Origin of the sequence: Amycolatopsis viridis (assembly GCF_011758765.1) — a bacterium.
Taxonomy (GTDB): domain Bacteria; phylum Actinomycetota; class Actinomycetes; order Mycobacteriales; family Pseudonocardiaceae; genus Amycolatopsis_E; species Amycolatopsis_E viridis.
The window spans coordinates 1,158,823-1,185,717 of the sequence record NZ_JAANOU010000001.1 but is presented as its reverse complement, the minus strand read 5'-3'; the positions used below and the strand labels follow the sequence as shown (position 1 = coordinate 1,185,717).

Sequence of the window (26,895 nt, the reverse complement as noted above, 5' to 3'; positions counted from 1 at the left end):
AAGGAGAACCGACATGAGCATTGCCCACTGGGCCACCACCGACACCCCGATCGGCCCGTTCACCGCCATCGTCGCCGGCGACGGCGCCGTACTGGCCTCGGGCTGGACGGCCGATCTCGACCTGCTGACTCCCCAGATCTCCCCCGCACTGCGCCCGTCCGACCTGCGCGAGAAACGCGACCTCGGCGCGGTCAGCACCGCGGTCCGTCGCTACCACGAGGGCGAACTCGACGCGATCGACGACATTCCGGTGCGCCAGCGATCCGGCGAGTTCCTGCAGCACGCGTGGGACGTGCTGCGCACGGTGCCCGCCGGCAAGCCCGTCACCTACAGCGAGTACGCCGCGCTGGCCGGCCGTCCCGCCGCTGTCCGGGCCGCGGCTTCAGCCTGCGCCCGCAACGCGGCGGCGCTGTTCGTGCCCTGCCACCGCGTGCTCCGCATCGGTGGCGCGCTGGGTGGCTTCCGCTGGGGCGTCGATGCCAAGCGGTGGCTGCTCGACCACGAAACCCCTTATCACGCCTGAGAAATCACGCCATTTGCAGCTCCAAACTCGACCCGGTGCGGGACTTGCGCACCCGCAGCCGGGTCGGGATCCGCTGCCGCAATTCCTCCACATGGGACACCAGGCCGACCACCCGGCCACCGGCCCGCAGCTCGTCGAGGATGTTCATCACCACGTCGAGCGTCTCGGAGTCGAGGGTGCCGAACCCCTCGTCGACGAACAGCGTGTCCAGCAGCGAGCCACCCGTCTCCGCCGCGACCACGTCCGCCAGCCCCAGCGCCAGCGCCAGCGACGCGAGGAACGACTCCCCGCCGGAGAGGGTCTTCGCCGGCCGGATCGTGCCGGAGAAGTCGTCCAGCACGTCCAGTCCCAGGCCACCCCTCGTGCCGTGGGATCCGGCCGCGTCGGAGTGCACGAACGAGTAGCGCCCTTGACTCATCGTCTGCAACCGCGCCGTCGCGGCGAGGGCCACCTCCTCCAGCCGGGCCGCCAGTACGTACGACCGCAGCGACATCTTCCGCGCGTTCTGCCCGCGCCCGTTGACCACGTCGGTCAGAGCGTCGAGCTCGGCGAACTCCTCCTCCAGCGGCCGCAGCCGCTCGGTCGCGGCGGTCAGCCGTTCGGCGAGCGTGCCGAGCGCGTCCGCCTGTGCGTTCGCCGAGCGCAGGACGGCGAACGCGGCTTCGGCCCGTTCCCGCGCCGACCGGGCCGCGGCCTTCGCCGACTCGACGTCGACCTCGTCGTCCGGCCCGACCCCCGACAGCTCCGGCTCGTTCAGGGTGGCTCGTGCGGCCGCCTCGGCAGCGCCGGCCTCGGCAAGGCGCTGCTCGAGGTCGCGGATCGTCATCTCGTCCCGCGCGGCGGCCCGCATCTCCGCCACCGTCTCGAAGCCGGCGCGGTGCAGGGCTTCCCGCACCTCGACGCGCTGACGCTCGAGCTGCCCGGCCGCGCTCGCGGTGGCCGCGCGTGCCTCGGCGAGTGCGTCCAGGGCCCGCACGATCCCGGTCAGATGAGCACGCCGCGCGCCGACGTCCGGGTGCTCGCCCCGTGCCTCGTCGAGCCGTCGCGCACGCTCGGCGACGCGCTCGGTCAACGCCTGCCGCTGGGTTTCCGCCGCGGTGGCCCTCTGCAGTTCCGCCGCGCGTTTCTCGTCGAGTTCCCGCTGCTCGGTTTCGGTCGCCTGGACCTGCTTGGCGAGCGGTGCACGCTGTTCCGCCAGCGCATTCAGACCGGCGATCTCCTTACGCAACGCGGACAGCTCCTCGCCCAGCTGGGCACCGTCCCGGCCCCGCAAGCGTTCGCGCAGCGCGGCCAGCTTGGTTTCCGCGTCGTGCCGGGCCGCCTCGGCCGCCTTGCGCCGCCGCTCCGCCCGTGCCTCGGCTTCCTCGGCTGCGTGCTCCTGCTCCGGTGAGACGGCCTCGGGCGCCGCGATCGCGGGTGCCGGGTGGTCGGAGGAACCACACACCGGGCACGGCGATCCGGCGGTCAGACGTGCGGCGAGCTCGGCCGCCATGCCGTCCAGCCGCCACCGGCGCAGCTCGAGAAACCGTTCGCGTGCCTCCTGATGCCGGTCGATCGCCTCCCGTGCCGCCCCTTCCGCATCGTCCAGGGCGCGCCGCGCCGCGGGCAGGCGCTCCGCGTCCGCGACAGCAGCGACCAGGTCGGCCTCCCGTTTGCGGACCTCACCGAGCTTCGCCTCGGCGTCGATCGCGACCTCGAGCCGCTCCCGCAGATCCCGCGCGCGCTCCGGGATACCGGCGAGCTTCTCGCCGAGCACCTCGACCCGCGCTCGCGCGTCCGCCGCCGTCTCGGCGAAGCGCTCGATGTCCCGCTGATCCCGCACCTGCTGTTCGGCTTCGGCGACGAGTCCGGCCAGCGCACCGGCTTCCTCACTCAACTGCCCGGACAACTTGCGCAGTTCCGCGGTGTCCACCTCCGCGTTCACGAAACCGGTCGCTGCCAGCGCTTGGGCCTTGCGCTCCTCGGCGAGCCGGGCTTCGTCGAGCTGCGTCGCGCACCGGTCAGCCTGAGCCGCGACCGCCACGACGGTCGCCGCGCGCCGCGCCGCGGCGAGTTCGTCCGCCCAGCGAGTGCGTTCGTCCTCCTGCTCGGCCAGCACCGCGAGCCGCTGGTGCGCCTCCCGGACCCGGCGCACCCGCTCGGCGGCCGACAACCGCTCGGCCAGCAGCTCGTCGGCCGACTCGCGCGCGGCTCGCGCGCGCTGCTCGTCCTCCCGCGCCCGCTCGACCGTGGCCCGGATCCGCTCGCCGGTCCGCGCCACCCAGCCTGCGAGGTCCTCCTCGGGCACCTCCGCGCCCGCCACCTGGGCGAACCGCGCCGTCCACTCCCGCAGCTCCTGGCGCTGCTGGTCGAGTTCGCGCCGCTGCTCCGCCCGCCGTTCCCGGAACCAGGCCTCGACATCGGCGAACCGCTTGGTGCCGAACAGCCTTTCCAGCAGCTTTTCCCGCTCGTCGGTGTCGGCGCGCAGGAACCGGGCGAACTCCCCCTGCGGCAGCAACACGACCTGGAAGAACTGATCCGCACTCATCCCGAGCAGGCGTTGCACCGTGCGCCCGACCTCGTCGATGCGCGTCAGTCCCTCGGCCGGCTGACCGGCGGGTGGCACACCGATCCAGGTGAGCACCGCCTTGGCCTGCTGCGTGGTGGTCCCCTCGCCCCGCCGCTTCGGACGCTGGTACTCGGGGCTGCGCACGATGCGCAACCGCTGCCCCTGCACCGTGAGCTCGAGCACGACCTCGGTCGGCTCCTCCGGATCGGCCAGGTCGCAGCGCAACCGCTTGACCTGCCCGCGGGCGCCGGGAACGGTGCCGAACAAGGCGAACGCCACCGCGTCCAGCAGTGTCGTCTTCCCCGCGCCGGTGTCGCCGTGCAGGAGGAACAGCCCGTCGGCCCCAAGCGCATCGAAATCGACGACCTGCCGGGACCGGTACGGTCCGAACGCCGCCACCTCCAGCCGGTGCAGCCTCATGCCGCGTCCTCCCTGTCCGCCTTCTCCAGGGCCGCGCGCAGCAACCCGGCCTCCCGCTCGTTCGGCGGCGCCCCGCGGCAGTCGTCGAGGAAACCGCGAGCGATCTCCTCGTCCGAACGCCCCCGCACGGCGGCGGCGTACCGCAGCGCCGCCGACGTCTTCCCGTTCTCCGGCTGCCATTCCAGGTGGACGGCGTGCGGGAAGCGGTCGCGCAGTGACCGCATCGCATCGACCGGGCGCACCGGGTCGGTGAGCGTGACCGAGAGGTAGCACTCCACCAGATCGTCGTGCGCCGGGTCGGCCAGCAGCTCCGCCAGACGACCGCTGAGCTTGGCCAGCCGGCGCGGAACCGGCAGCTCGTGCCGCCGGACATCCGCCAGGCCCGAGCCGTCGAGATCGACGATCCACACCGATTTGCGTTGCTGCGCCTCGGAAAACGAGTAGGCGACGGGGCTGCCCGAGTACCGCAGGTGCTCGGCGAGTGTCTGCGGCCCGTGCAGATGCCCCAGCGCGACGTAGTCGGCCCCGTCGAACACCGAACCCGGCACCTGTTCGACCCCGCCGACCGCGATGGAGCGTTCCGATTCGGAGGGCGCGGCCCCGGTGACGAACGCGTGCGCGAGCACGACCGACCGCGTTCCGGGCGGCCGTTCCGCGAGATCGGCCCGGATCCGTCGCATCGCCTCGGTGAGCACGGCCGTGTGCCCGCGCGCACCGGTCACGCCGAGCGCCTGCCGAGCCGGTTCCGGCTCCAGGTAGGGGATGCCGTAGATCGCGACCGCACCGTGGGCATCGTCCAGCACAACCGGATCGGCGATCCGGTCGATGGTGGTGCGCAGGTGCAGGCCGCCGGCCGCGGCGAACTCGCCGAACGCACCGAGCCGTGGGGCCGAGTCGTGGTTGCCGGACGTGAGGACCAGCTGCGCGCCCGCGTGCCGGAGGCGGCCGAGGGCCCGGTTGGCGACCTGCACGGCCTCGGCCGAGGGCACGGCCCGGTCGTAGATGTCGCCCGAGACGAGGACGACGTCGACCCCCTCGGCGGCCACGACGTCCGCGAGGTGCGCGAGCACGGTGTCCTGCTCGGCGAGCAGGTCCAGCCCGTGGAAGGTGCGTCCGACGTGCCAGTCGGAGGTGTGCAGGAGTCTCACGTGGCCCAAGTTAGGAGGACGGTCCGACAGAAACCCGCAGACACACCGCTCGGCTTCACCCGAACGTGTGTTCGGAGAAGATCGGGACGGGCGGGCCCGGTTTTTGTCGGTGCCCTCCGCCATGATGCGGTCACGTTCTCGACGATCAAGAAAGGAGGGCGGCAGTGGCCTCCACCGTGATCACCACGGCAGCCGTCGCGATCGCTGTGGTCCTGGTCGTGGCGATCGCCCTGCTGTGGCGGCTCTACGGCGACAGCGTGCGCCGCGCCGACGCCGCGGCTCGCCTGGTCGAAGCCGAACGGTCACGCGTGGATCAGCACCAGGCGGCGCTGCGCAGGTACGAGGTCGCGTTCGCCTCGATCAGCGGCCGGGGCGAACTGGGCGAGCAGGTCCTGGCCGAGACGGCGCGCGCGCTGGGGCTGCGCGAGGGGCTGCACTACACACTGCAGACCGACCTGGGCGGCGGTGGCTCGGCCAAACCCGACATGGTGCTGCGGGTCGGTGGCGACCGCAGCGTGCCGGTCGACGCGAAGGCCAGCCTCGCCTGCTGGGCGGAAGCGGTGGAGACCGACGATCCGGACGAGCGGATGGACGCTCTGCGGGTGCACGTCCGCAACCTGCGCTCCCGGGCCGCCGAACTGGCGGGGAAGGGATACCAGCGCTGGGCCGACGCGATCTACGGCACGGTGATGTTCGTGCCCTCCGACGCGGCCGTGGTGGCGGCGCTGGACACCGATCCGGAACTGCTGCGCTGGATGCTCGACCGGCGGGTGTTCCTGTGCGGGCCGACCGGATTCGCGGTGGTGGCGTCGGCCGCACTGTTCGCCGCGAGCGACCGGGCGGTCGTGGCCGACATCGAGCGGGTCCGGGCCGGTGCGGCGGCGGCACACCGGGCGGCGGGAAACGCGGTCGAAGCGCTCAACCTCAGCAGCACCCACCTGCAGCGGTTCCTGTCGGCGCGGCGGCGGGAACTGGATGCGCTCGAGGGGTTCCGGGCGGCTGTGGCGCCGCTGTCGGAGGCGGCAGGAAGCCCCTCCGAGGTCGCCCCCATCCGAAGGGGGGACGAGATCGCGGCGAGCTAGCGAAAATCCTGGGTTACCGCCGGGTTGCCAGCACGGTCACCGGCGCCGAAACCGCTGATCAGGACCCGTTCCGGGCGGGCCCGAGCAGTGGCCTGACCCCATCCTCGGCGGGATGGGGAGCCGGTGATGCGCGCTACAGGTTACGGTGTTGCCTCGTGACCGCCATTCCCGATCGCCGGAGCGATTCCGACGCCGACGACGTGCCGCTGCCGTGGGATCAGCGTCCCATCGTCGGTGACCGCCGCGGCTTGCCGTGGTGGGGTGCCGTGCTCCTCGCCTTCGGACTGGCGGTGGTCGGTGCGGTCATCGACATGCAGACGCGGCACTCGCTCGGCTGGCTGTTCCAGGGCGCGTACTTCATCGGCGCGGTCGCGGCGGTGTGCGCCGTGCAGCGGCGCAGCCTGTTCGGGCCGATGGTGCAGCCTCCGCTCATCCTCGGAATCACGGTGCCCGGAGTGGTGCTGTTGGTGTCCGGGATGCCGGAGAACAGCGACATGCTGAGCAAGGCGCTGGCCATCGGGACGCCGCTGATCAACGGGTTCCCGACCATGGCGGTCACGACGGGCTGCACCCTGGTACTGGGCATCGTGCGCATCTACCGCGAGCGAAACCCGGATCTGACAGCCAAGAGCGGGGACAGCAAGCGGCCGACGGCCCCGAAGCGTCCCGGTGGCGCGGGTCGCAGCGGTGCCGAATCACGGGGTCGGCGGCCGGCCGCCGACCGGACCGGCGGCGGAGAGGACCGCGCCGGTGCCGCGAAGGAGGGCCGCACCGGTGGTGGTGCGGCGGCTGCCGGCCGGGCGTCGAGCGGGCGACGCCCGGGGCGTCGGCTGCCTCCGGACGATGATCCGCGGCGCGCCGCGGCCACCCCTCGCCGGGGGCGTGCCGACGGCGACTCCGGTGGTCGCCGCGCCGGGGAGGACGAGCCGCGCCGGGACCCCGCCGCGCGCGGCGGTAAGACGCCACCAGTGGGCCGACGCCCTCGTCAGCGTGGCGTGCCGCCGGAGGAGGACGATCGCCGCGGCGGCGAGCCGCGGTCCGGCGGTGCCGCCAACCGTGCCCGGCGGGTCCCGCCGCGAGCCGGCGACCCGCTCCAGGAGCCGCGCCGCGCCCCACAAGGCCGCCGCGGAATCCCGCCACGCCGCCGCCCCTGGGACGACGACGCCTGACCTGCCGCCAACAAGCCCGAGCGCGGGCTGCGCGGAGCGGCACGGCGAGGGGCAGCGGCTCACCCCTCCCCACCACCGCACCCCTCCCCAACCCTGCGGTCCCTCCCCAACCACTGCGGCCAAGGACACGACAACTCGGCAGCCGCAACCGGCAACCACACCCCACAGCGCGCAGCTGCGAAGAGCGACCGCGGGGCGCCACGAAAACTCGCCTCGACGACCAACCGGCACCCCCACGCAGGCGCGAGAGCATCGCCGGCGATGAGGCGCGGCGAGCCTCACAGCGGCGCTCCTGCGTCGACGTGCAGCGAAGGCCAGCGGGCCACCAGGCACACACCGAACGAGGTCGCAGCCCAGCACGTGGCGAGTGCGCACGCGCTCGAAGCCCCGGCCAGCGAGTCACGAGGGCTGTCCCGGGGGCACAGCACCGGCCGAACGGGCCGCCAGGCAGGCGCACCACCGGCAGCGGGCACCGCACGCACCACACCTCACCGCCGTCGAACAAGTCACCGCCGTCGAACAAGTCGAACAAGCAGCACGCCGTCGCGCAAAGCGGGCCGCCGCGCAGAGCCCCACGCGCCGCCTCACCGGAGCGGCGGCCGGCAACCCAGGACAGCTGCCACGCGGCCGGGGCGGCGAGCCCCGCTCAGGCGCGGCGCAGTTCGCGGGGCAGGGCGAAGGCGATCTTCTCGTTGGCGGTGGTGACCTCCTGGACCTCGCCCCAGCCGCGGTCCGCCAGCCAGCTCAGCAGGTCCATCACCAGCACGTCGGGCACCGAGGCGCCACTCGTGACACCGACCGTCGTCACGTCCGCCAGCCACGACTCGTCCACCTCGTGGGCGAAGTCGATCAGGTGTGCGTCCTTCGCGCCGGCCTGCTTGGCCACCTCGACCAGGCGTTGCGAGTTCGACGAGTTCTTCGAGCCCACCACCAGCACCAGGTCGCACTCCGGGGCCATCGCCTTCACGGCCGTCTGCCGGTTCGACGTGGCGTAGCAGATGTCGTCGCTGGGCGGGTCCATCAGGTTCGGGAAGCGGCCCTTGAGCTGGTCGACGCGCTCCATCGTCTCGTCCACGCTCAACGTGGTCTGCGACAGCCACACGACCTTCGACGGGTCGCGCACCTCGACCTTCGCCGCGTCCTCGGCGGTGTCCACCAGCTGCACGTGCGTGGGCGCCTCGCCCGCGGTGCCCTCGACCTCCTCGTGCCCCTCGTGCCCGATGAGCAGGATGTCGTAGTCCTGGCCGGCGAACCGGTTGACCTCCTTGTGCACCTTGGTCACCAGGGGGCACGTCGCGTCGATGGTGCGCAGGTTGCGCTCCTCCGCCTCCGCGCGCACGGCCGGGGACACGCCGTGCGCGGAGAACACCACGAGCTCACCCTCGGGCACCTCGGACGTGTCGTCCACGAAGACGACCCCCCGCTCACGCAGCGATTCCACCACGTGGCGGTTGTGCACGATCTCCTTGCGCACGTACACCGGCGGCCCGTACAGCTCGAGCGCCTTCTCCACGGCGACCACGGCCCGGTCGACACCGGCGCAGTAGCCGCGCGGCTTGGCCAGCAGCACACGCTTGACGGGCTCGGAGGCAGCAGTCATACCTCCAGGGTACGGGCCGCCGCCCGGGCCGCCCGGGCGCCCACCGGCCGGCTTCCCACCCGGAATCTGTGCGTCCGGTCACCTCTGCCCGCCGCGCCGGTTGGGCTGACCGGCCCAGGTGCGGCACGCTGTACCCATGAAGCCGTTCCCGCTTCCCCTCCGCGTCGCCGCAGGACTCGCCGTGACCGCCGCCGAGCGCGCCCGTGACCTGCCGAAGACGCTGCTCGGCCTGCCCGTCACGGTGATCTCCGGCGTGCTCCAGTTCTCCATGCGCATGCAGCAGCAGATCACCGAGCTGGCCATCCGCGGTGACGACGCCCTGTCGTCACTCCGCCCGGTCGAGGAGACGCCCAGCTGGGCCACCTTCGACGAGGACCTGACCACGGACCGCTCGCCGGCCGAGGAACCACGCAGCAACGGCCACCGCCCGGACGCCGTCCTCGCCGATGTCGCCGACAGCCCCTGGGAGCAGGAGGAACGCGCCCTGGGCGAGGAGCACGCCGAGGGCGAGTTCGACAGCCCGGCCGGCACCGGCGACGGCCCGCTCGGCCTGGACAACTACGACGAGCTCACGCTCCCCCAGCTGCGCGCCCGCCTGCGCCGCTTCTCCCTGGACGAACTCGAGGAGCTGCTGGCCTACGAGCGCGCCCACGGCAACCGGGCGCAGTTCGTGGGCATGCTGGCCCGGCGCATCACCAACGTGCAGCGCGCCAACGCCACCGGGGACGCCGACGCGGAGTGAGCGCCGAACCCACCAGCGCGGAGAACCCGTGGCCGGTCCGCACCGTCGCCCGCAAGATCGCCGAGTGGATCAACCGGCTCGGCTCGGTGTGGGTCGAGGGCCAGGTCACGCAGGTCAACGCCCGCCCCGGCACGCAGACCGCGTTCCTCACGCTGCGCGACCCGGCTGCCGACGTGTCCATGACCGTCACCTGCCCGACCGGCCTGCTGCGCGGCATCGAACCGCCGCTGCGGGACGGCGCGAGCGTGGTCGTCTTCGCCAAACCGACGTTCTACCTGGGGCGCGGCACCATCTCGTTGCGGGCGAGCGAGATCCGCGCGGTCGGCATCGGTGAGCTGCTCGCCCGCATCGAACGGCTGCGCCGCCTGCTTGCCGCCGAGGGCCTGTTCGCCGCGGAGCGCAAGCGCCGCCTGCCGTTCCTGCCCAAGGGCATCGGCCTGATCACCGGCCGCGCGTCGGCCGCGGAACGGGACGTGCTGGTCAACGCGCACGCTCGTTGGCCGGCCGCGCCGTTCCAGGTGGTCAACACCGCGGTGCAGGGCGTGCAGGCCGTGCCGCAGATCGTCAAGGCGCTGCACATGCTGGACGCCGACCCGTCCGTCGAGGTCATCGTCATCGCGCGCGGTGGCGGCAGTGTGGAGGACCTGCTCCCGTTCTCCGACGAGACCCTGTGCCGCGCGGTCGCGGCGGCACGCACGCCCGTGGTCAGCGCGATCGGGCACGAGCCGGACACACCGCTGCTGGACCACGTCGCCGACGTGCGCTGCTCCACGCCGACCGACGCCGGCAAGCGCGTGGTGCCGGACGTCAAGGAGGAGACCGAGCGGGTGCGGCAGCTGCGGGACCGGGCCCGGCGCGCCCTGCACGGCTGGGTGGACACCCAGTGCCGGCTGCTCGACCAGCTGCGCAGCCGGCCCGTCCTGGCCGATCCGATGGGCCCGGTCGACCGGCGGGCCGACGAGATCGAGCTGCACCGGGAACGCGGCCGGCGCGCCGTGCTCAACCTCGTCTCGCACGAACAGGCCGCCATCGCCGGCGCTCGCGGCACGCTGGCCGCGCTCGGCCCGGCGGCGACCCTCGAGCGCGGGTACGCCGTCGTGCAGTACCGCGACGAGGCGGGCAACCTCCAGGTGCTCCGGCACATCTCTGAAGTTGCGGAGGGAACTCCGCTGCGCGTGCGCGTCGTCGACGGAGCGGTGCACGCGGTGGCGCGATCGACTGAACCCGGGGAGTAGGAAGTGCTGCGTTCCGCCCGAGCGACGTTCCTCCCGCTCACCACCGACGCCGCGGCGCGGGCCGGTGCCCGCACCGTCCTCGACCGGGCCGGCGCCGCGGAGGCCGCGGCCGGCGCCTGCTGGGTGTCGCTGCTCGCCGGGTGCGCCGTGCCCGGTCGCTGGGACCTGGACGTCCGCCTGCGCCAGCTGTCCGAGGCGACCTCGGCCTACGTGGGCACGAAGTGGTGGTTCCACGACGGCGCGCCGCACCGCCGGCGGGTGGCCCACGCGCAGAGCGACATCGAACTGGCGATCACCGAGGGCGACGGCCAGGAGTTCGCGACCGCCTTCGCCGGGTACGACCACGCGATGGCGACCGCGGTAGTGTGCGCTCGTCGACCCGCGAGGAGCACAACCCGGTGACCGAAGAACTCGACTATGAACAGGCCCGCGACCAGCTCATCGAGGTCGTCCGCGAGCTGGAGGCGGGCGGCCTGTCCCTGGAGCAGTCGCTGGCGCTGTGGGAGAAGGGCGAGCACCTCGCGAAGCTCTGCGAGCGGCACCTGGAAGGCGCGCGTCACCGGATCGAGGATGCCCTGAAGTCCGTGGAGGACCCGACCGGCGACGAGGGGTGACATTCACCATCACGCCGCTGCCCTGCGAGCCCGCGCGAGTCTGCGAGAATCGTTACCCGGCCAGCACGACCGTGGAGGGCAGCAATGACCAGCGGCACCGATTCCCCGAGCACGACCAGACGCCGGGAAGCGCCGGATCGCAACCTCGCGATGGAACTGGTGCGCGTCACCGAAGCCGCCGCGATGGCGGCGGGCCGGTGGGTCGGCAAGGGCGACAAGAACGCCGGCGACGGTGCGGCCGTCGACGCGATGCGCCAGCTGATCTCGACCGTCTCGATGCGCGGTGTCGTCGTCATCGGTGAGGGCGAGAAGGACGAAGCCCCGATGCTCTACAACGGCGAAGAGGTGGGCAACGGGGACGGCCCGGCCTGCGACGTCGCCGTCGACCCGATCGACGGCACCACCCTGATGGCGAAGGGCATGCCGAACGCCCTGGCGGTGCTCGCGGTCGCCGAGCGCGGCGCGATGTTCGACCCGTCGGCGGTCTTCTACATGGAGAAGCTGGCCGTCGGACCGGAGGCCGCGGGCGTGGTGGACCTGTCCGCGCCGGTCGCGGAGAACATCCGCCGGGTCGCGAAGGCCAAGCACAGCGACGTGTCCGACGTGACGGTCTGCATCCTGGACCGGCCGCGGCACGAGAAGCTGGTCCAGGAGGTCCGCGAGGCGGGCGCCCGGATCCGCTTCATCTCCGACGGTGACGTCGCCGGCGCGATCGCCGCGGCCCGCCCGACCACCGGCGTGGACATGCTGCTCGGCATCGGCGGCACGCCCGAGGGCATCATCACCGCCTGCGCGATGAAGTGCCTGGGCGGGGAGCTGCAGGGCCGGCTGTGGCCGAAGGACGACGCCGAGCGCGAGAAGGCGATCGGGGCCGGTCACGACCTCGACCGCGTGCTCACCACGGACGACCTGGTGCGCGGCGACAACGTGTTCTTCTGCGCGACCGGCGTCACCGACGGCGACCTGCTGCGCGGCGTGCACTACCGCGCCGGCGGCGCGACGACCCAGTCGATCGTGATGCGGTCCAAGTCGGGCACGGTGCGGATGATCGACGGCTACCACCGCCTGACCAAGCTGCGCGCCTACTCGTCGGTGGACTTCGACGGCGTCCTGACCGGCTCCCCCGACGACGACGTGGTGCCCCCGCTGCCGTGAGACGACTCCTGCTGGCCGCCGCCGCCTGCCTGCTCGCCCTAGGCGTGCTCGGACAGCCGGCGGCGGCCCGGCCGGACCTGGTCGGCGGCGTGTCCGCGGACCAGCCCTACCCGTTCGTGGCGTCGCTGCAAACGACCGCGGGCCGGCACTTCTGCGGGGCGTCGCTGATCGCGCCGCAGTGGCTGCTGACCGCCGCGCACTGCGTCCACGACCAGACGGCGAACGCGTTCACGGCCCGCGTCGGCAGCAACGACCGCACGCAGGGTGGCGAGATCGGCCGCCCCGACCGGGTCATCTCCCACCCGGGCTACAACCCGAACGGCCCGGGCGGGGACATCGCACTGGTCCACCTGGCGAGCCCGGTGCAGGCCGCGCCGATCGGGCTGGCTACGCCGGCCGCGGCCGGCACGCCGGTCCGGCTGCTCGGCTGGGGCCAGACCTGTCCGACCCCAGGGTGCGGAGCCCCGCCGATCGACTTGCAGCAGCTCGACACGACGCTGGTCGAGGTGACGCGGTGCGCCGCGATCGACGCCGCGACGGAACTGTGCACGGACTCCCCGGGCGGCAAGTCCGGCGCCTGCTACGGCGATTCCGGCGGACCGGAGCTGCTCCGCGCCGGTGACCGGTGGCTGCTGCTCGGCCTGACCAGCCGCTCCGGCAACAACGACTCGACGTGCACGACCGCGCCGTCGATCTACACCTCGGCGGTGGCGTACACGCAGTGGATCGCCGAGCAGACCGCGCCCCCGCCGGCCGCCCCGGCACCCGCGCCCGCTCCGGCACCCAGCCCGGCTCCCACCACCAGCCCCGCGCCGCCGACGACCACGGTGCCTACGACCACGGTGCCGACGACCACCGTGCCGACGACCACGGCGCCGGCGGTGTGATCACGGGTTGCTGGAGTGCCCCGGGAACAGGTGGGCCTCCGGGTCGAGCGTGACGGCGATGTTGTTCACCGCGGTCGCGGCCTCGCCGAACCCGGTCGCGATGAGCTTGACCTTGCCGGGGTAGGCCGCCACGTCACCGGCGGCGAACACGCGCTCCACCCCGGTCGCCATGGTCGAGTCGACGCGGATGGCCCGCTGGTGGATGTCCAGGCCCCAGTTCTCCAGCGGCCCGAGATCGGCGGTGAACCCGAGCGCGGCCACCACCGCCTGCGCGGGCAGCACCAGCGCCTCCGCGTCCTTCACCCGCACCTCGACCTCGGCGAGCGCGCCGTCCGGCCCCGGGCGCAGCTCGGTGACCTCGGCGTCGGTGATGATCCGCACCCCCAGCTCGCGGGCCTGCGCGACGATCGACTCGGCCGCGCGGAACTTCGCGCGCCGGTGCACGAGCGTCACGCTGGACGCGAGCGGGTGCAGCGCCAGCACCCAGTCGAACGCCGAATCGCCGCCGCCAACGACCACCACGTCCTGCCCGGCGTGGGCGTCCAGCGACGGCACGAAGTGAACCATGCCGCGGCCGAGCCAGCCGTCCCCGGCGGGCAACGGCCGGGGCGTGAACTCGCCGATCCCGGCCGTGATCAGCACCGCGCCCGCGTGCACCACCTCACCGCCGTCGAGCACCACGTCCAGCCCGTCGGCGCCGCGGCGCAGCTCCTCGGCCTTGCGCCCGAGCAGGTACCGCGGGTGCCACGGCGCGGCCTGTTCGAGCAGGCCCTTGACCAGATCCCGGCCGCGCACCGCGGGGAACCCGCCCACGTCGTAGATCAGCTTCTCCGGGTACATCGCGGTGACCTGACCGCCGGCCTCGGGCAGGGAGTCCACGACCGCCGTCGACAGACCGCGGAACCCGGCGTAGTAGGCGGCGAACAGGCCCGTCGGACCCGCCCCCACGATCAGCACGTCCACTGACAGAGCCATCCGCGCGGCCACCCTTTCGCAGTGATCCAGGACACGTCCGATTCAACCATTCCGGGTGCGCAAACACACGAAGCGAGCACCGGGCGGAAGGGCCAGACTCGGGTTATGGCTGAACAGGAATACCGGATCGAACACGACACGATGGGCGAGGTGAAGGTGCCCGCGGACGCGCTGTACCGGGCCCAGACCCAGCGCGCCGTCGAGAACTTCCCGATCTCCGGCCGCGGCCTCGAGCGCGCCCAGATCCGCGCGCTCGGCCTGCTCAAAGCCGCCGCGGCGCGGGTCAACGCACGGTTCGGGGTGCTCGACGACGACCTGGCCGCCGCGATCGCGGCGGCCGCCGACGAGGTCGCCGCGGGCGAGCACGACGCGCACTTCCCCATCGACGTGTTCCAGACCGGGTCCGGCACCTCGTCGAACATGAACGCCAACGAGGTCATCGCGACCCTGGCGAGCCGCGCGCTGGGCACCGACGTGCACCCGAACGACCACGTCAACGCCTCGCAGTCGTCGAACGACACGTTCCCGACGACGATCCACATCGCCGCGACCGAGGCCGTGCTCACCGACGTCGTCCCGGCGCTGACGCACCTCGCCGAGACGATCGAGCGGCGCGCCGGGGAATGGCAGGACATCGTCAAGTCCGGCCGCACGCACCTGATGGACGCGGTGCCGATCACGCTGGGCCAGGAGGCCGGGGCGTGGGCGGCGCAGGTCCGCTTCGGCATCGAACGGCTGGAGTCCGGACTGGGCCGGCTGGGCGAGCTGCCGATCGGTGGTACCGCGGTCGGGTCCGGGCTGAACGCGCCGGAGGGCTTCGGCGCCGCCGTGGCCGAGGAGCTGGCGACGGTCACCGGGCTGCCGCTGACCGAGGCGCGCAACCACTTCGAGGCGCAGGCCAGCCAGGACAGCGTGGTCGAGACCTCCGGTCACCTGCGGACGGTCGCGGTGTCGCTGGCCAAGATCGCCAACGACCTGCGCTGGCTGGGTTCCGGTCCGCGCACCGGTCTGGCCGAGCTGCAGCTGCCCGACCTGCAGCCGGGCTCGTCGATCATGCCGGGCAAGGTCAACCCGGTGATCCCGGAGGCGACGCTGCAGGTCGTCGCGCAGGTCATCGGCAACGACGCGGCCGTGGCCTACGCCGGTTCGCAGGGCAATTTCCAGCTCAACGTGAACCTGCCGGTCATCGCCCGGAACGTGCTGGAGTCGGCGCGCCTGCTGGCCGCGGTGTCCCGGCTGCTGGCCGACAAGGTGATCGCCGGGATCACGGTCAACGGGGAGCGCACCCGGGCCTACGCCGAGGGCTCCCCGTCGATCGTGACGCCGCTGAACAAGTACATCGGTTACGAAGAGGCCGCCGCGGTCGCGAAGCAGGCGCTCAAGGAGCTGAAGACGATCCGCGAGGTCGTGGTCGAGCGCGGCTACATCGAGCAGGGCAAGCTGACCGAGGCCCAGCTCGACGAGGCCCTCGACGTGCTCCGGATGGCGCGCGGCGGCAGGTGAGCCGGTGGAGGCCACCCGGGCGGGTGGCCTCCACGCCGTATCAGCGGCGGCGCAGGGACTTGTCCGCGAGCGCGGGCGGCGTGTAGTCGGGGTCGGCCGCGTTGAGGTCGACGCCCGGCGGGACGATCTCGTCGATCCGGTCCAGGACCTCGTCGTCGAGCACCAGGTCCGCACCGGCCAGCAGGTCGGTGAGCTGCTCCGGCGTGCGCGGCCCGATGATCGCCGAGGTGACCGCCGGGTGCGAGCGCACGAACGCCAGCGCCAGGTGCGTCAGCGGGCGGCCCAGCTCGGCGGCGATCTTCTTCAGCTCGTTCGTCGCCGCCAGCTTCGCCGCGTTCCCGGGCATGGCGGGGTCGAACTTGTGGTTCTGCACGGCGACCCGGCCGGCCTGCAGGTCCACATCGGACGGCTTCGAGTACCGGCCGGACAGCCAGCCCGCCGCCAGCGGCCCCCAGGTCAGGACGCCCATGCCGTAACGCTGGGTGGTCGGCAGGACGTGCGCTTCGATGCCGCGGTTGAGGATCGAGTACGGCGGCTGCTCGGTGCGGAACCGCACGTGCCCGCGCCGCTCGGCGACCCACTGCGCCTCGACGATCTGCTCGGCCGGGAAGACCGACGACCCGACCGCACGCACCTTGCCGGCGCGCACGAAGTCCGAGAGCGCGGACAGGGTCTCGTCGATGTCGGTCAGGTGGTCGGGCCGGTGGACCTGGTACAGGTCCACGTGGTCGACGTCGAGGCGCCGCAGGCTGGCGTCCAGTGCCTTGGTCAGCCAGCGGCGGGAGTTGCTGCCGCCGCCGCCGAGTCTTTCGAAGTGCCCCTTGGTCGCCAGGACCACGTCGTCACGGCGCCCCTTCAGCGCCTTGCCGACGATGACCTCGCTCTCGCCGTCGGAGTAGATGTCCGCCGTGTCGACGAAGTTGATGCCGGCGTCGAGCGCGGTGTGGATCATGCGGATCGACTCGTCGTGATCCTGGTTGCCCCACGCGCCGAACATCATCGCACCCAGCGTGTACTCGCTGACCTCGATGCCGGTGCCGCCGAGAATCCGTCGTCGCATGTCGGGTTCCTCCCTCGTAGTGCCTGTGCCAACCACGTTGCCGCCGACGGGAGGACCGGACCAGGCATCGCTCGACCTGGGTCCGGCAGTACCAGGCAACGGGCTGCCACCCTGGGATACTGGGCGGCATGGACGGAGCTGATCTCGGGGCGTTCCTCAAGGCGCGGCGCGCGGCGCTGGATCCGCGCGAGCTGGGACTGCCCGAGGGGATCACCCGGCGGCGGGTCCCCGGGCTGCGGCGCGAGGAGCTGGCCCAGCTGGCCGGGATCAGCGTCGACTACCTGACCCGGCTGGAGCAAGGCCGCGCACCCAACGTGTCGGACGAGGTGCTCGATTCGCTCGCCCGGGCGTTGCGGCTGGCTCCGGACGAGCGCACCTACCTGCACAACCTCGCCGTCCCGCGGCGCAAGCGGCCGGGCTGGTGCCCCGCCCAGCAGGTGCGGCCGGCGCTCCAGCAGCTGCTGGACGCGATGGCCGTGCCGGCGTTCGTCTTCGGCCGCTACCTGGACGTGCTGGCCTGGAACGATCTCGGCGGCATCCTCACCTTCGACTTCGGTTCGGTGCGGGCCGAGGACCGCAACATGGCCAAGCTGTTCTTCCTCAACGAGGACGAGGCCCGCGCCCTGCACCCCGAGTTCGACCAGGTCTGCCAGGACCTGGTGGCGAACCTGCGGGCCGAGGCGGGCCGGTGCCCGGACGATGCGCGGCTGCCCCAGCTGATCGGTGAGTTGTCACTGGGCAGCGAGCGGTTCCGGCGGTTGTGGGCCGGGCACCACGTGCGGGACAAGGCCCACGGCCACAAGCTCATCCACAATCCGCTGGTCGGCGAGCTGCACCTGCGGTACGAGACGTTCCGCCTGCCGGACGAACCCGACCAGGCGCTGCTCACCTACACGGCGGAGCCCGGCTCGGAGTCCGAGCGGGCGCTGGGGTCGCTCGCCAGCTGGATCAGCACCGAGGACGTCGATCAGGCCACCCTGCGCCGGGCCGCCGGCGGCTGATGCTCGCGGGACGGCGTGCCCGGCTGGGCGAGCTCGTGCGCGCTGCCGCCGCGGCCCGCTCTGCGCCCAGGCCGGGCGCCCGCCCGGTTGCCCGGCCACGGCCACCGGCCGTCCCGGCGCGCGATCAGCGCCGCGCAGCACACGCCGAACACCAGCGGCAGGTGACTGGCGAGGCGTTCCCAGCCGACCCGGCCGCCCAGCGCGTCCAGCAGGGACAGCCCGCCCAGCACGGCGGTGAAACTGAGCAGCACCGGTAGCTGACTGCGGGCCTGCCCGGGTTTCGCGGCCGCCCACAGCAGCGCGACCGCGACAGCGAAGTTGAACGCCGCGGACTCGTGCTCCAGGTGGGAGCCGGGCTGGACCGCCATCCCGCCTGCCATCGCGTGCGGCCCGGACAGCAACGACACGGCGATCGACATCTGGGCGGCTGCGGCGAGCCCGAGCGCCCAGCGCGGCCAGTCGCCTCCGGCGGTGCGTGGCGGCGCGTGGCCCAGCACACGCTCGGTCACATCCGGCGCGGTGGCGGCCGGTTCGAGGCGCACCAGCCGGGTCACGGCCGCGGCCTCGTCCTGCCAGGCCACGCATGCCGCGCAGCGCGTGAGGTGCTCGTCCAGCGCGGCGGGAGCCACCCCGGGGTCCTCACCGTCCAGAGTGGCCGAGATCGCCTCGCGCGCGGTCGCACAGTCCATACCTGCCTGGTCGTCACGGGTGGCGGGATAGTTCCGCCGCGCCGCCCCGCGATGTGGGACCGGTTGGGATTTCCCGGAGTGTGCGGTTCCATGGACGCCCCATGATCATGCTCGCGGGAGGAACGCGAAGTGGACGACGACGAGATCACCCGGCACGCCTTCCTGGCCGCCCGCGGCGATCAGGTGGCCGCCGAGCGGTTCGTGTCGGCGACGCAGCGGCAGCTGCACCGGCTGCTCACCTACCTGTCCGACCCCGGCGCCGCCGAGGACCTCGTGCAGGAAACCTACCTGCGTGCCTTCGCCGCCCTGCCGTCCTTCGCCGGTCGGTCACCGGCCCGGATGTGGCTGCTGTCGATCGCCAAGCGCGTCGCCGCGGACCACCTGCGCACCAGCCGGCGGCGCCCGCGGACCAACCAGGTGGAGGACTGGGTCGCGACCGCCGAACAGAGCGGCGCGCACACGCCGGACCACGGCCGGCTCGTCGTGCTGCGCGCGTTGATCGCCGGGCTGGAGCCGGAACGCCGGGAGGCGTTCGTGCTCACCCAGGTCGTCGGTCTGTCCTATGCGGACACGGCTGAGGTGTGCGAGTGCGCGGTCGGCACCATCCGGTCCCGCGTGTTCCGGGCCCGCGAGGATCTGGCCGCCGCGCTCAGTCCGGCCCGCCGGGCCGCATCACTGGGCTGAGCTCCAGCGGTGCTCGACGCGCGCCGGCCCCAGCACCTGGGTCGCGGTGCCGAACCGGACGCCGAACAGCAGCCCGACCGGGTACAGCTGAACCGGGCGGGTACCGTCCGCCTGCCGCGAGATCGGGGAGCGGCCGGTCAGCGCGCCGCGGTCGCCTCGTCGACCAGCGACTTCGCCACCCGCTTCGCCGCGGCCACCGCGGTCGGCAGCACGTCCAGCGAAGCGACCACCGTGGCGCCCTCGATCAGGATCAGCAACGCTTCCGCCAGCCGTGCCGGGTTGCGCGCCCCGGCCTCGGCCGCGAGCTGCCGCAGGTAGTCCAGCAGCCACTCCTTGGAGGCCGCGATCACCTGCTGCGCCGGGTGGTCGGCCGCGGGCAGCTCGGCGTGCGCGTTCACGAACGCACATCCGCGCCTGTTCGCCATGCTCATCCAGTCGGCGAGGGCGTCGAACACGCGCAGGATGCGGCGCTGCGGCGCCGCGCGCGGGTCCGCGTACCCGTGCACCCAATCCCGCCACCGCTCGTCCCGGCGGCGCAGGTAGAGCGCGACCAGTTCGGCCTTCGACCCGAACCGGTCGTAGAGGGTCTTCTTGGTGACCCCGGCCTCGGCGGCGATCGTGTCGACGCCGATCGCGTGGATCCCGTTGGCGTAGAACAGTTCCTCGGCGACCGTGAGGATCCGTTCAGCGGCCGGGGTCAGCGGCTTTTCCGTCTCCACGACTTGACAGTACACCCACCGGTATAGCTACGGTGACTAAACAGATCTGTATACCTGGAAGGAGACCGCATGGGCCGGAACGCCATCCCCGGAGCCGGGTTCGTCTTGTTCTGGAGCTCGGGGTTCGTGGGCGCGACGCTGGGTGCCCGGTCCAGCGGTCCGGTGACCCTGCTCGCCTGGCGGTTCATCGTGGTGGGCCTGCTGCTCGGGGCGTGGTGGCTGGTCCGGCGACGCTCGATGCGGCCCCGCGATGCCGCGGTTCACGCCGGTCTCGGCGTGCTCTCCCAGGCCGGTTACCTGTACTTCACGTACGCGGCGGCGGATCTCGGCGTGCCACCAGGCACAACGGCGTTGATCGCCGCGTTGCAGCCGATCGCCGCGGTGGTCCTCGCGCAGCTCGTGCTCGGCGAACGAGCCGGGGTGCGGCGATGGGCGGGCCTGGTCGCAGGGCTCGCCGGGGTCGCGCTGGTGGTCGGCGGCGACCTCTCGGGCAGTCCGGGCACCCCGGTCCTGGCCTACGGGTTGCCGTTCCTGGCGATGCTGGCCCTGGTGGCCGCCACGTTCCTGGAACGCCGCACCGCGCCGGACGTGCCCCTGATGGACGGTCTCGTCGTGCAGTGCCTCACGAGCACCGTGCTGTTCACCGGCATCGCGGCCGCGACCGGCCAGCTGACCCCGCCACCAGTCCCGGAATTCTGGGTCGCGATCGGGTGGGTCGTGCTGTTTTCCACGTTCGGGGGATACGGCTGCTACTGGCTGGTGCTCCGGCGTAGCTCGGTGACCACCGTGTCCACCCTGCTGTACCTCACCCCGCCGACGACGATGGTGCTCGCCTGGATCATGTTCGGTGACACGATCACGCTGCGTGGTCTGCTCGGCCTGGTGGTGTGCCTGGCGGCAGTGGTGCTGGTCCTGCACCGTCCACGGAAATTGTCGGTGGGCCGGGAGATGATGTCCGCATGCTCCTCGCCGACGTCGTCACAGCCTCCGCCTCGCTAGCGGCCACCCGCTCGCGCAAGGCGAAGATCACGACGCTGGCAGACCTGCTCAACCGCGCGGACGAGCGGGAGCTGCCCGCCGTCGTGGCGTTCCTGACCGGACGGCCCACCCAGGGCCGGATCGGGACGGGGTGGCGCACGCTGGCCGAGCTGGGCGCGAGCCCGGCGGACACGGCGAACCTGACGGTGGCCGAGGTCGACGCGGTCCTCGGAGAGGTGGGTGCCGCTGCCGGCAGCGGGTCGGCCAGGCGCCGGTCCGGCCTGCTGGCGGAGCTGTTCACCCGCGCCACCGAGGCCGAACAGCAGTTCCTCTTCCGCCTGCTCACCGGCGAGCTGCGGCAGGGAGCGCTGGAAGGCGTGATGCTGGACGGCATCGCCGCGGCCGCGGACGTGCCGGCCGAGGCGGTCCGCCGCGCGTTCATGCTGTCCGGGCGGCTGCCGGTCACCGCGCTGGCCGCGGTCACCGGTGGCGAGGCCGCGCTCGGGCGGTTCGGGCTCGAGCTGGGGCGTCCGCTGCGGCCGATGCTGGCGTCCCCGGCGGAGTCACTCGACGAGGCGGTGCGCGAGCACCCGTCCGCCATCGTCGAGTACAAAATGGACGGAGCGCGGATACAGGTGCACCGCGACGGCGACGAGGTGCACGTCTACACGAGAACACTGCGTGAGATCACCCAGCACGTGGGCGAGCTGGTGTCGCTGGTGCGCGCACTGCCGTGCCGGTCGGTGGTGCTCGACGGCGAGACGCTCGCGCTGACCGACGACGGCAGGCCCCGGCCGTTCCAGGAGACGATGAGCCGGTTCGGCAGCACGCGCGAGGAGCAGGTGCGCGCGTTGCTGCTGCGGCCGTACTTCTTCGACTGCCTGCACCTGGACGGCACGGACCTGCTGGACAGGCCGTTGCGGGACCGCAACGAGGCGCTGCGCCGGGTGGCCGGCGAGCACCTCATCCCGGGCCGGGCCGAACCGTCCGATCCGGACGCGATCCTCGCGGCCGCCCTCGAGGCCGGGCACGAGGGCGTGATGGTGAAAGCGCTCGAATCGCCGTACGCGGCGGGGCGGCGGGGCCGGGCGTGGCTGAAGGTGAAGCCGGTGCACACGCTCGACCTCGTCGTCCTCGCCGCCGAGTGGGGCCACGGCCGCCGAACCGGTTACCTGTCGAACCTGCACCTCGGTGCGCGCGACCCGGACGGCGGGCCGCCGATCATGGTGGGCAAGACGTTCAAGGGGCTGACCGACGAACTCCTGGCGTGGCAGACCAGGGTGTTCCAGGAGATCGAGTCCCACCGCGACCGGTGGACGGTGTACGTCCGGCCGGAGCTGGTGGTTGAGATCGAATTGGACGGTGCGCAGGTGAGCACCCGCTATCCGGGTGGCGTCGCACTGCGGTTCGCGCGCGTGGTGCGGTACCGCCCGGACAAGGACCCCGGGGAGGCGGACACGATCGACGCGGTCCGTGCCACGGTGCGCGGCTGAGCACAGCGGTGCGTCCCGGCGCCGCTGGCGCGGCTGATCCCATCCACCTTGGCGTGGCACAGTGGGAGCCGGTCTCGTCCATGGCCGGCTTGCCGCCGGTGCGCTCTGCGCGGACATCGATGTGCAAGGCGTGCCACGACGGGAGTGGCACCGGGGTTGCGGCCGTGCCCCGGCTTCCACCCGGCCGCTGTGATGTGGTGCCGACCGGAAACAGCTCGCCTCGACCGGGCGGATGTCGGGATGGGGCATGCCGATCGACCCGCACCTGCTGCTCGCCTTCCTGGCCACCACCATCATCACCATGGTGATCCCGGGCCCCGACATGCTGTTCATCCTGGGCTGCGGCATGCGCGGCGGTCCCCGCTCCGGCCTGCACGCCACCGCCGGGGTCGCCACCAGCGAGGCCGTGCACGTCGCAGTCGCCGCGCGGGGCTCGCCGCGCTGTTCGCCGCCGTGCCCGTCGCGTTCACCGTCGTCCGGGTCGTCGGCGCCGCCTACCTCATCTACCTCGGTGCGCAGGCCATCCGGAAGCGCGGCACCAGTGCGGACGAGGAACACACGACGGGTGTCCCGGGGCGCCGCGCCTACCTCTCCGGCCTGCTGACCAACCTGCTCAACCCGAAGATGGTGACCTTCACCATCGCGTTCCTCCCGCAGTTCATCGACCCGGCACTGGGCCGGGTCTGGCTGCAGTTCGCGATCCTCGGCGCGATCATGATCGCCTTCGAGTTCCTCGTCGACGGCACCGTCGGCGTCCTGGCCGGCCGCATCGGCGGGTGGCTGCGCCGCAAACACGCCGCACGGCGCCGCATCGAGGTCACCAGCGGTGGCATCTTCATCGGCCTCGGCATCCGGTTGGCCGTCGACCACTGAGCAGACCGCGGACAGCGCGCCATCCCGCGCGGCCGCCCCGGGCCGCGCGGGACCGTCAGGACGTCACGCGCGGCCGAGGAAGATCGGGTTGGTCATCGCCGCCATGGGTCCGAAGTTCGGTTCGGGCGACACGGCCGGGGCACCCGGGGAACCATCGGCACGGGGGTGGCGCACCTCGGCACGCACGTACGCCGACACCGCCGGCGTGGTCAGCCACGTCACGGTGCCGCTTCCGGAAGCGGGCAGGCTCTGCTGGAACATCTGTCCCTCGTCGGTGATCAGCCGCACGGTTCCGTTCGGCACACCCGACACGTCCAGGCGCACGGCAACCTTGTCGGCGTCGCCCGCGGGGAGACGGTCGCCGATCCCGGCGGCCTGGCCGCGCGGCCCGGTCGCGACGAGCGACAGGTCGACACCCGCCGATTCGGCGATCCAGCTGCGCCCGGCCTTGATCCCGGCGAGAATCGCGTCACGGGTGAGCGCGTCGGCGGAGACGACGGTCTGCGGCAGCCCGATTGTGTTGCCGGGGCTGTGCGCGTCGCTGTTGCCCAGCGCGGGAACCCAGTTCCCCTTGCCACGCAGGGATTCCACCAGGCCGTTGTCCCAGTCGGCCAACGTGGCCTCGTCGTCCCACGTCCACGGGCCGTTCCACACCTCGACCGCGTCGAAGCCGGTGTAGCCGAACTTGAAGTTGCTCGCGACCCACGGGCCGTTCGGGTGCGCGGCGACGCAGAGTCCGCCGGAACGGTGCACCGCCTGCTGGTACTCGGGCAGCTTGCCGTCCCGGGACCGGTATCGCCAGTCGACGAACTGACCGGGCCGCAGACCGAGCGCGAGCCAGTGCCCGTTGCGGGTGGTGACCTCCTCGCCGAGCATGATCAGCAGGTCGTCCCCGGCGAATTCGCCCCAGACGCCGTGGGACGAGGACGTGTTGTGCTCGGTCGAGGTGATGAAGTCGAGCCCGGCTGCCCGCGCGCCCGCGGCCACCTCGGCCGGTAGCCGCTTGCCGTCCGAGTGCACGGTGTGGAGGTGGCAGTCGCCGCGGTACCACCGGCGGCCGCGGGTACGCGTCCGCTCGGGCGGGTAGTTCGGCTGGTACGCGGCGCCGGCTGGGCCGTGGGTGAGGGTCACCTCGACGCGGTAGTTCAGGCCCTGTGGGGCGATCATGTACGGGCCGAGCACGATGTACCACGTGCCGGGCGTGATGTCCCCGGGCAGGTAGCCCGGGGTGGCCTCGGTGCGGCTGATCGTGAAGCGGTCGCGGAAACCGCCCGACCAGCCGCGGAAGCCGGCACCACCGAGCGCCGTGCCGCGGTTGTCGAAGATGCCGATGTCGCACGAGTTGCCGGGCGTCCCGCTGGGCACGGCCGGCTTGTCGTAGCTGTAGACCACCGACAGCTGGTTCACCCCGGCGGGCACCTCCACCGGCAGGTAGACGAAGTCCGCGGTGCCCGGTTCGAACCGGCCGGTCAGCACCCTGGTTTCGGCCTGCCCCTCGGCCGCTTCGGCGAACGTCACCGGCGCGAGCGTGACCGCCCCGGCCACCGACGCCGCTTGGAGGAAGCCACGCCGGGAAACCCCGCAATTCATGCACATGCGGCCATGTCATCAGCGGCGGGTGACCGTCGCGGGCCGCCGGACGGTCCACCGCGTGTCCAGAACCTGAACGAATGTCACACTTCCGACTTAGGTACGGCTAAGCTAAGTTGCAAACCGTGAACGCGATCGTCTCGGCCCCACCCGCCCGCAGGACGCCGCGCAGGGCACCGGTGCTCCTGATGTCGTTGCTGGTGGCGCTGGTCGTGTCGGTCGCGCTCAGCCTGGTCCTGGGAAGCAACAACCTCGGGCTGGGCACCGCGGTCCGGGTCCTGCTGCACGACGAAGGCAGCGAAGCAGCGACCATCGTCCGGGACCTGCGCCTGCCCCGCACCACGCTCGGGGTGCTCGTCGGCCTCGCCCTCGGCGCCGCCGGGGTCCTCATGCAGGGGCACACCCGGAACCCGCTGGCCGACCCCGGTCTGCTCGGCATCAACGCGGGCGCCGCGCTCGCGGTGGCACTGGCCGCCCAGCTGTTCGGGATCGGCGACCCGCGCGGGCAGGTGGTGTTCGGGTTCGCCGGTGCACTGATCGCGACCGCGGCGGTGTTCGCGATCGGGTCCACCGGGCGCCAGCTCAACGCGGTGCCGATGGCGCTCGCCGGGGCGGCCGTGATGGCGCTGCTGTCGACCTTCACCTCGCTGGTCGTCCTGAGCGACAACCCGACGCTCGACGTCTACCGCCGCTGGGTCGTCGGCTCGGTCAGCGGCCGGGACGCGAGCATCAGCGCCACCGTTCTGCCGTTCGTGGTCGCCGGGCTGGTCCTGGCCATGATCAACACGCGCGCCCTGAACGCGGTCTCGCTCGGCGAGGACACCGCGCGGGGCCTCGGTCAGTCGGTCGCGGTGAGCCGGCTCGTGGGGCTCACCGCGGTCACCCTGCTCGCCGGCGCGGCGACCGCCGCCGCGGGCCCGATCACCGCACTGGGCCTGATCGTCCCGCACGTGGTCCGCGCGGTGACCGGTCCCGACCACCGGTGGCTCGTCCCGTGCTCGGCGCTGGCCGGCGCGGTGTTGTTGCTGCTCGCCGACGTGGTCGGGCGCCTGGTCGCCGGGCCCGCCGAGATCCCGGCCGGCATCACGCTCGCCGTCCTCGGTGGTGGCGCCTTCGTCGTCATCGCCCGGCGCACCCGGATGGCGAAGCTCTGATGGCGCCGCTCACCCGCACCGCCGCCCTCGGCGCGCGGCGGCACACCCGCGCGGCCACGGTGTGCCTCGTCGCGCTCGGTGTGTTGCTCCTGGTCACCGCCGTAGGACTGACCATCGGGGAGTACCCGATCCCGCTCGGGCAGCTGCCCGAACTCCTCGCCGGCGGCGGTGCGCGGATCGACCGGCACATCCTGTTCGACCTGCGGCTTCCGCGAGCGATCACGGGATGCCTCGCCGGCGCGTGCCTCGCCATGGCCGGCGCGCTGACCCAGACGATCTCACGCAACCCGCTGGCCACTCCCGACATCCTCGGCGTCACCGGAGGCGCGTCCGCGGCCGCCGTCGCGGTGATCGTCTTCGGTGGCGGCGTCTACAGCCTGAGCAGCGGCACCATCACCCTCGGGGTGCCGGTCGCCGCGCTCGCCGGTGGTCTCCTCGCGGCCCTCGCGGTCTACGGTTTCGCCTGGCGTCACGGTGTGGACGGTTTCCGGCTGGTGCTGGTCGGTATCGGGTGCGCCGCCGTCCTCGCCGCGCTCACCAACTGGCTGCTCATCCTCGCCAGCATCAACAGCGCCGCCCAGGCGACGGTGTGGCTGGTCGGGTCCATCAGCGCGGTCAGCTGGAACCAGGCCGTCCCGCTGATCGTCCTCACCGCGCTGCTCGTCCCGGCCGCGCTCACCCTCCTCCGCACCCTCGCGGTCACCCAGCTCGGCGACGACGCGGCCGCCGGGCTCGGCGTGCGCATCCAGACCGCGCGGCTGACGACCATCGCGGTAGCCGTCGGGTTGACCGCCGCGGCCGTCGCCGCCGCCGGGCCGGTCGGCTTCGTCGCCCTCGTGACCCCGCAGATCATGCTGCGCCTCACCGGCGGGTCCCGGCCGCCGCTGGTCGCGTCCGCACTCGGCGGAGCCCTGCTCGTCCAGGCCGCCGACCTGCTGGGCCGCACCGCCTTCGGGTGGGAGGTCCCGGTCGGCCTGATCACCGCCGCGATCGGCGCGCCCTACCTCATCTGGCTCCTCCTCCGACGTCGTTGACCCCGAAGAAAGGTGACCC

Annotated in this window: 25 protein-coding genes; 17 read left to right on the top strand and 8 right to left on the bottom strand. The window is 72.7% G+C overall.

The features are described 5' to 3' along the window. Positions 1-13: 13 nt before the first annotated feature. Entirely contained in the window at positions 14-523 is a 510-nt protein-coding gene (locus FHX46_RS05945; protein WP_167111382.1) for a methylated-DNA--[protein]-cysteine S-methyltransferase, read from the top strand. A gap of 4 nt (positions 524-527) precedes the next feature. On the opposite strand, the gene FHX46_RS05940 is transcribed toward FHX46_RS05945, so the two are convergent. Continuing rightward, positions 528-3,491, bottom strand: coding sequence for an AAA family ATPase (locus tag FHX46_RS05940; protein ID WP_167111380.1), 2,964 nt, complete (start codon positions 3,489-3,491; stop codon positions 528-530). After that, positions 3,488-4,639 carry an exonuclease SbcCD subunit D gene (locus FHX46_RS05935; protein ID WP_167111378.1) on the bottom strand — a complete coding sequence of 384 codons (1,152 nt, stop codon included), beginning with the start codon at positions 4,637-4,639 and terminating at the stop codon, positions 3,488-3,490. The genes FHX46_RS05940 and FHX46_RS05935 overlap by 4 nt, the downstream gene beginning before the upstream one ends. Before the next feature lie 164 nt (positions 4,640-4,803). Here FHX46_RS05935 and rmuC point away from each other — a divergent pair, with 164 nt between their 5' ends. Together rmuC and FHX46_RS05925 are read left to right on the top strand one after the other, a co-directional pair. Further along, on the top strand, positions 4,804-5,721 hold the full coding sequence (rmuC, locus tag FHX46_RS05930) for a DNA recombination protein RmuC (RefSeq protein WP_167111376.1): 918 nt from the start codon (positions 4,804-4,806) through the stop codon (positions 5,719-5,721). 155 nt (positions 5,722-5,876) lie between these two features. After that, positions 5,877-6,890 (top strand): DUF6542 domain-containing protein, encoded by a 1,014-nt coding sequence (locus tag FHX46_RS05925; protein WP_167111374.1) that lies wholly within the window; start codon positions 5,877-5,879, stop codon positions 6,888-6,890. Between the two features lie 646 nt (positions 6,891-7,536). Here FHX46_RS05925 and FHX46_RS05920 read toward each other — a convergent pair. Beyond that, positions 7,537-8,490 carry a 4-hydroxy-3-methylbut-2-enyl diphosphate reductase gene (locus FHX46_RS05920; protein ID WP_167111372.1) on the bottom strand — a complete coding sequence of 318 codons (954 nt, stop codon included), beginning with the start codon at positions 8,488-8,490 and terminating at the stop codon, positions 7,537-7,539. Positions 8,491-8,626: 136 nt separating this feature from the next. On the opposite strand from FHX46_RS05920, the gene FHX46_RS05915 reads away from it, so the two are divergent. The 6 genes from FHX46_RS05915 (at position 8,627) to FHX46_RS05890 (ending at position 13,123) form a co-directional block, all read left to right on the top strand. Continuing rightward, on the top strand, positions 8,627-9,232 hold the full coding sequence (locus FHX46_RS05915) for a lipid droplet-associated protein (RefSeq protein ID WP_167111370.1): 606 nt from the start codon (positions 8,627-8,629) through the stop codon (positions 9,230-9,232). Beyond that, a complete protein-coding gene (gene xseA, locus FHX46_RS05910; RefSeq protein WP_167111368.1) occupies positions 9,229-10,467 on the top strand; it encodes an exodeoxyribonuclease VII large subunit in 1,239 nt (412 codons plus the stop codon). The genes FHX46_RS05915 and xseA overlap by 4 nt, the downstream gene beginning before the upstream one ends. A 3-nt stretch (positions 10,468-10,470) precedes the next feature. Further along, on the top strand, positions 10,471-10,869 hold the full coding sequence (locus FHX46_RS05905) for a hypothetical protein (RefSeq protein ID WP_167111366.1): 399 nt from the start codon (positions 10,471-10,473) through the stop codon (positions 10,867-10,869). Next, complete coding sequence (locus tag FHX46_RS05900) at positions 10,866-11,081, top strand: exodeoxyribonuclease VII small subunit (protein WP_167111364.1); 216 nt, start codon at positions 10,866-10,868, stop codon at positions 11,079-11,081. The genes FHX46_RS05905 and FHX46_RS05900 overlap by 4 nt, the downstream gene beginning before the upstream one ends. Before the next feature lie 84 nt (positions 11,082-11,165). Then, on the top strand, positions 11,166-12,236 hold the full coding sequence (gene glpX, locus FHX46_RS05895) for a class II fructose-bisphosphatase (protein WP_167111362.1): 1,071 nt from the start codon (positions 11,166-11,168) through the stop codon (positions 12,234-12,236). Further along, entirely contained in the window at positions 12,233-13,123 is an 891-nt protein-coding gene (locus tag FHX46_RS05890; RefSeq protein ID WP_167111360.1) for a S1 family peptidase, read from the top strand. The genes glpX and FHX46_RS05890 overlap by 4 nt, the downstream gene beginning before the upstream one ends. Here FHX46_RS05890 and FHX46_RS05885 read toward each other — a convergent pair whose 3' ends face one another. After that, positions 13,124-14,098: an NAD(P)/FAD-dependent oxidoreductase gene (locus tag FHX46_RS05885; RefSeq protein ID WP_167111358.1), complete on the bottom strand. Its 975-nt coding sequence runs from the start codon at positions 14,096-14,098 to the stop codon at positions 13,124-13,126. A gap of 105 nt (positions 14,099-14,203) precedes the next feature. On the opposite strand from FHX46_RS05885, the gene FHX46_RS05880 reads away from it, so the two are divergent. Continuing rightward, positions 14,204-15,601, top strand: coding sequence for a class II fumarate hydratase (locus FHX46_RS05880; RefSeq protein ID WP_167111356.1), 1,398 nt, complete (start codon positions 14,204-14,206; stop codon positions 15,599-15,601). 40 nt (positions 15,602-15,641) lie between these two features. Here FHX46_RS05880 and FHX46_RS05875 read toward each other — a convergent pair whose 3' ends face one another. After that, complete coding sequence (locus FHX46_RS05875) at positions 15,642-16,661, bottom strand: aldo/keto reductase (protein WP_167111354.1); 1,020 nt, start codon at positions 16,659-16,661, stop codon at positions 15,642-15,644. Between the two features lie 128 nt (positions 16,662-16,789). On the opposite strand from FHX46_RS05875, the gene FHX46_RS05870 reads away from it, so the two are divergent. Beyond that, positions 16,790-17,662, top strand: coding sequence for a helix-turn-helix transcriptional regulator (locus FHX46_RS05870; RefSeq protein WP_167111352.1), 873 nt, complete (start codon positions 16,790-16,792; stop codon positions 17,660-17,662). Here the strand turns inward: FHX46_RS05870 and FHX46_RS05865 are convergent. After that, positions 17,629-18,351: a zf-HC2 domain-containing protein gene (locus tag FHX46_RS05865; RefSeq protein ID WP_167111350.1), complete on the bottom strand. Its 723-nt coding sequence runs from the start codon at positions 18,349-18,351 to the stop codon at positions 17,629-17,631. The genes FHX46_RS05870 and FHX46_RS05865 overlap by 34 nt on opposite strands. A gap of 129 nt (positions 18,352-18,480) precedes the next feature. Here FHX46_RS05865 and FHX46_RS05860 point away from each other — a divergent pair, with 129 nt between their 5' ends. Further along, positions 18,481-19,035, top strand: coding sequence for a sigma-70 family RNA polymerase sigma factor (locus FHX46_RS05860; protein WP_167111348.1), 555 nt, complete (start codon positions 18,481-18,483; stop codon positions 19,033-19,035). A gap of 137 nt (positions 19,036-19,172) precedes the next feature. On the opposite strand, the gene FHX46_RS05855 is transcribed toward FHX46_RS05860, so the two are convergent. Continuing rightward, positions 19,173-19,754: a TetR/AcrR family transcriptional regulator gene (locus FHX46_RS05855; protein ID WP_167111346.1), complete on the bottom strand. Its 582-nt coding sequence runs from the start codon at positions 19,752-19,754 to the stop codon at positions 19,173-19,175. Between the two features lie 69 nt (positions 19,755-19,823). Between FHX46_RS05855 and FHX46_RS05850 the strand changes: the two genes are divergently transcribed. From FHX46_RS05850 to FHX46_RS05840, 3 genes are all read left to right on the top strand, one after another. Continuing rightward, positions 19,824-20,753: a DMT family transporter gene (locus FHX46_RS05850; RefSeq protein ID WP_167111344.1), complete on the top strand. Its 930-nt coding sequence runs from the start codon at positions 19,824-19,826 to the stop codon at positions 20,751-20,753. Next, positions 20,714-22,225 (top strand): ATP-dependent DNA ligase, encoded by a 1,512-nt coding sequence (locus tag FHX46_RS05845; protein WP_167111342.1) that lies wholly within the window; start codon positions 20,714-20,716, stop codon positions 22,223-22,225. Before FHX46_RS05850 ends, FHX46_RS05845 begins: the two co-directional genes overlap by 40 nt. Before the next feature lie 453 nt (positions 22,226-22,678). After that, positions 22,679-23,098, top strand: a complete 420-nt coding sequence (locus tag FHX46_RS05840; RefSeq protein ID WP_313886039.1) for a LysE family translocator — start codon at positions 22,679-22,681, stop codon at positions 23,096-23,098. Between the two features lie 63 nt (positions 23,099-23,161). Here FHX46_RS05840 and FHX46_RS05835 read toward each other — a convergent pair whose 3' ends face one another. Next, complete coding sequence (locus FHX46_RS05835; RefSeq protein ID WP_313886038.1) at positions 23,162-24,616, bottom strand: CehA/McbA family metallohydrolase; 1,455 nt, start codon at positions 24,614-24,616, stop codon at positions 23,162-23,164. Between the two features lie 197 nt (positions 24,617-24,813). Here FHX46_RS05835 and FHX46_RS05830 point away from each other — a divergent pair, with 197 nt between their 5' ends. Together FHX46_RS05830 and FHX46_RS05825 are read left to right on the top strand one after the other, a co-directional pair. Then, positions 24,814-25,842 carry a FecCD family ABC transporter permease gene (locus FHX46_RS05830; protein ID WP_167111338.1) on the top strand — a complete coding sequence of 343 codons (1,029 nt, stop codon included), beginning with the start codon at positions 24,814-24,816 and terminating at the stop codon, positions 25,840-25,842. After that, positions 25,842-26,876, top strand: a complete 1,035-nt coding sequence (locus tag FHX46_RS05825; protein WP_167111336.1) for a FecCD family ABC transporter permease — start codon at positions 25,842-25,844, stop codon at positions 26,874-26,876. Before FHX46_RS05830 ends, FHX46_RS05825 begins: the two co-directional genes overlap by 1 nt. Positions 26,877-26,895: the final 19 nt, after the last annotated feature.

Excerpts from the sequence above, each read along its gene's own strand:
- FHX46_RS05945 (WP_167111382.1), top strand. The coding sequence starts at position 14 with ATGAGCATTGCCCACTGGGCCACCACCGACACCCCGATCGGCCCGTTC.
- FHX46_RS05940 (WP_167111380.1), bottom strand. The coding sequence starts at position 3,491 with ATGAGGCTGCACCGGCTGGAGGTGGCGGCGTTCGGACCGTACCGGTCC.
- FHX46_RS05920 (WP_167111372.1), bottom strand. The coding sequence starts at position 8,490 with ATGACTGCTGCCTCCGAGCCCGTCAAGCGTGTGCTGCTGGCCAAGCCG.
- FHX46_RS05915 (WP_167111370.1), top strand. The coding sequence starts at position 8,627 with ATGAAGCCGTTCCCGCTTCCCCTCCGCGTCGCCGCAGGACTCGCCGTG.
- glpX (WP_167111362.1), top strand. The coding sequence starts at position 11,166 with ATGACCAGCGGCACCGATTCCCCGAGCACGACCAGACGCCGGGAAGCG.
- FHX46_RS05885 (WP_167111358.1), bottom strand. The coding sequence starts at position 14,098 with ATGGCTCTGTCAGTGGACGTGCTGATCGTGGGGGCGGGTCCGACGGGC.
- FHX46_RS05880 (WP_167111356.1), top strand. The coding sequence starts at position 14,204 with ATGGCTGAACAGGAATACCGGATCGAACACGACACGATGGGCGAGGTG.
- FHX46_RS05875 (WP_167111354.1), bottom strand. The coding sequence starts at position 16,661 with ATGCGACGACGGATTCTCGGCGGCACCGGCATCGAGGTCAGCGAGTAC.
- FHX46_RS05870 (WP_167111352.1), top strand. The coding sequence starts at position 16,790 with ATGGACGGAGCTGATCTCGGGGCGTTCCTCAAGGCGCGGCGCGCGGCG.
- FHX46_RS05865 (WP_167111350.1), bottom strand. The coding sequence starts at position 18,351 with ATGGACTGTGCGACCGCGCGCGAGGCGATCTCGGCCACTCTGGACGGT.
- FHX46_RS05850 (WP_167111344.1), top strand. The coding sequence starts at position 19,824 with ATGGGCCGGAACGCCATCCCCGGAGCCGGGTTCGTCTTGTTCTGGAGC.
- FHX46_RS05845 (WP_167111342.1), top strand. The coding sequence starts at position 20,714 with ATGCTCCTCGCCGACGTCGTCACAGCCTCCGCCTCGCTAGCGGCCACC.
- FHX46_RS05825 (WP_167111336.1), top strand. The coding sequence starts at position 25,842 with ATGGCGCCGCTCACCCGCACCGCCGCCCTCGGCGCGCGGCGGCACACC.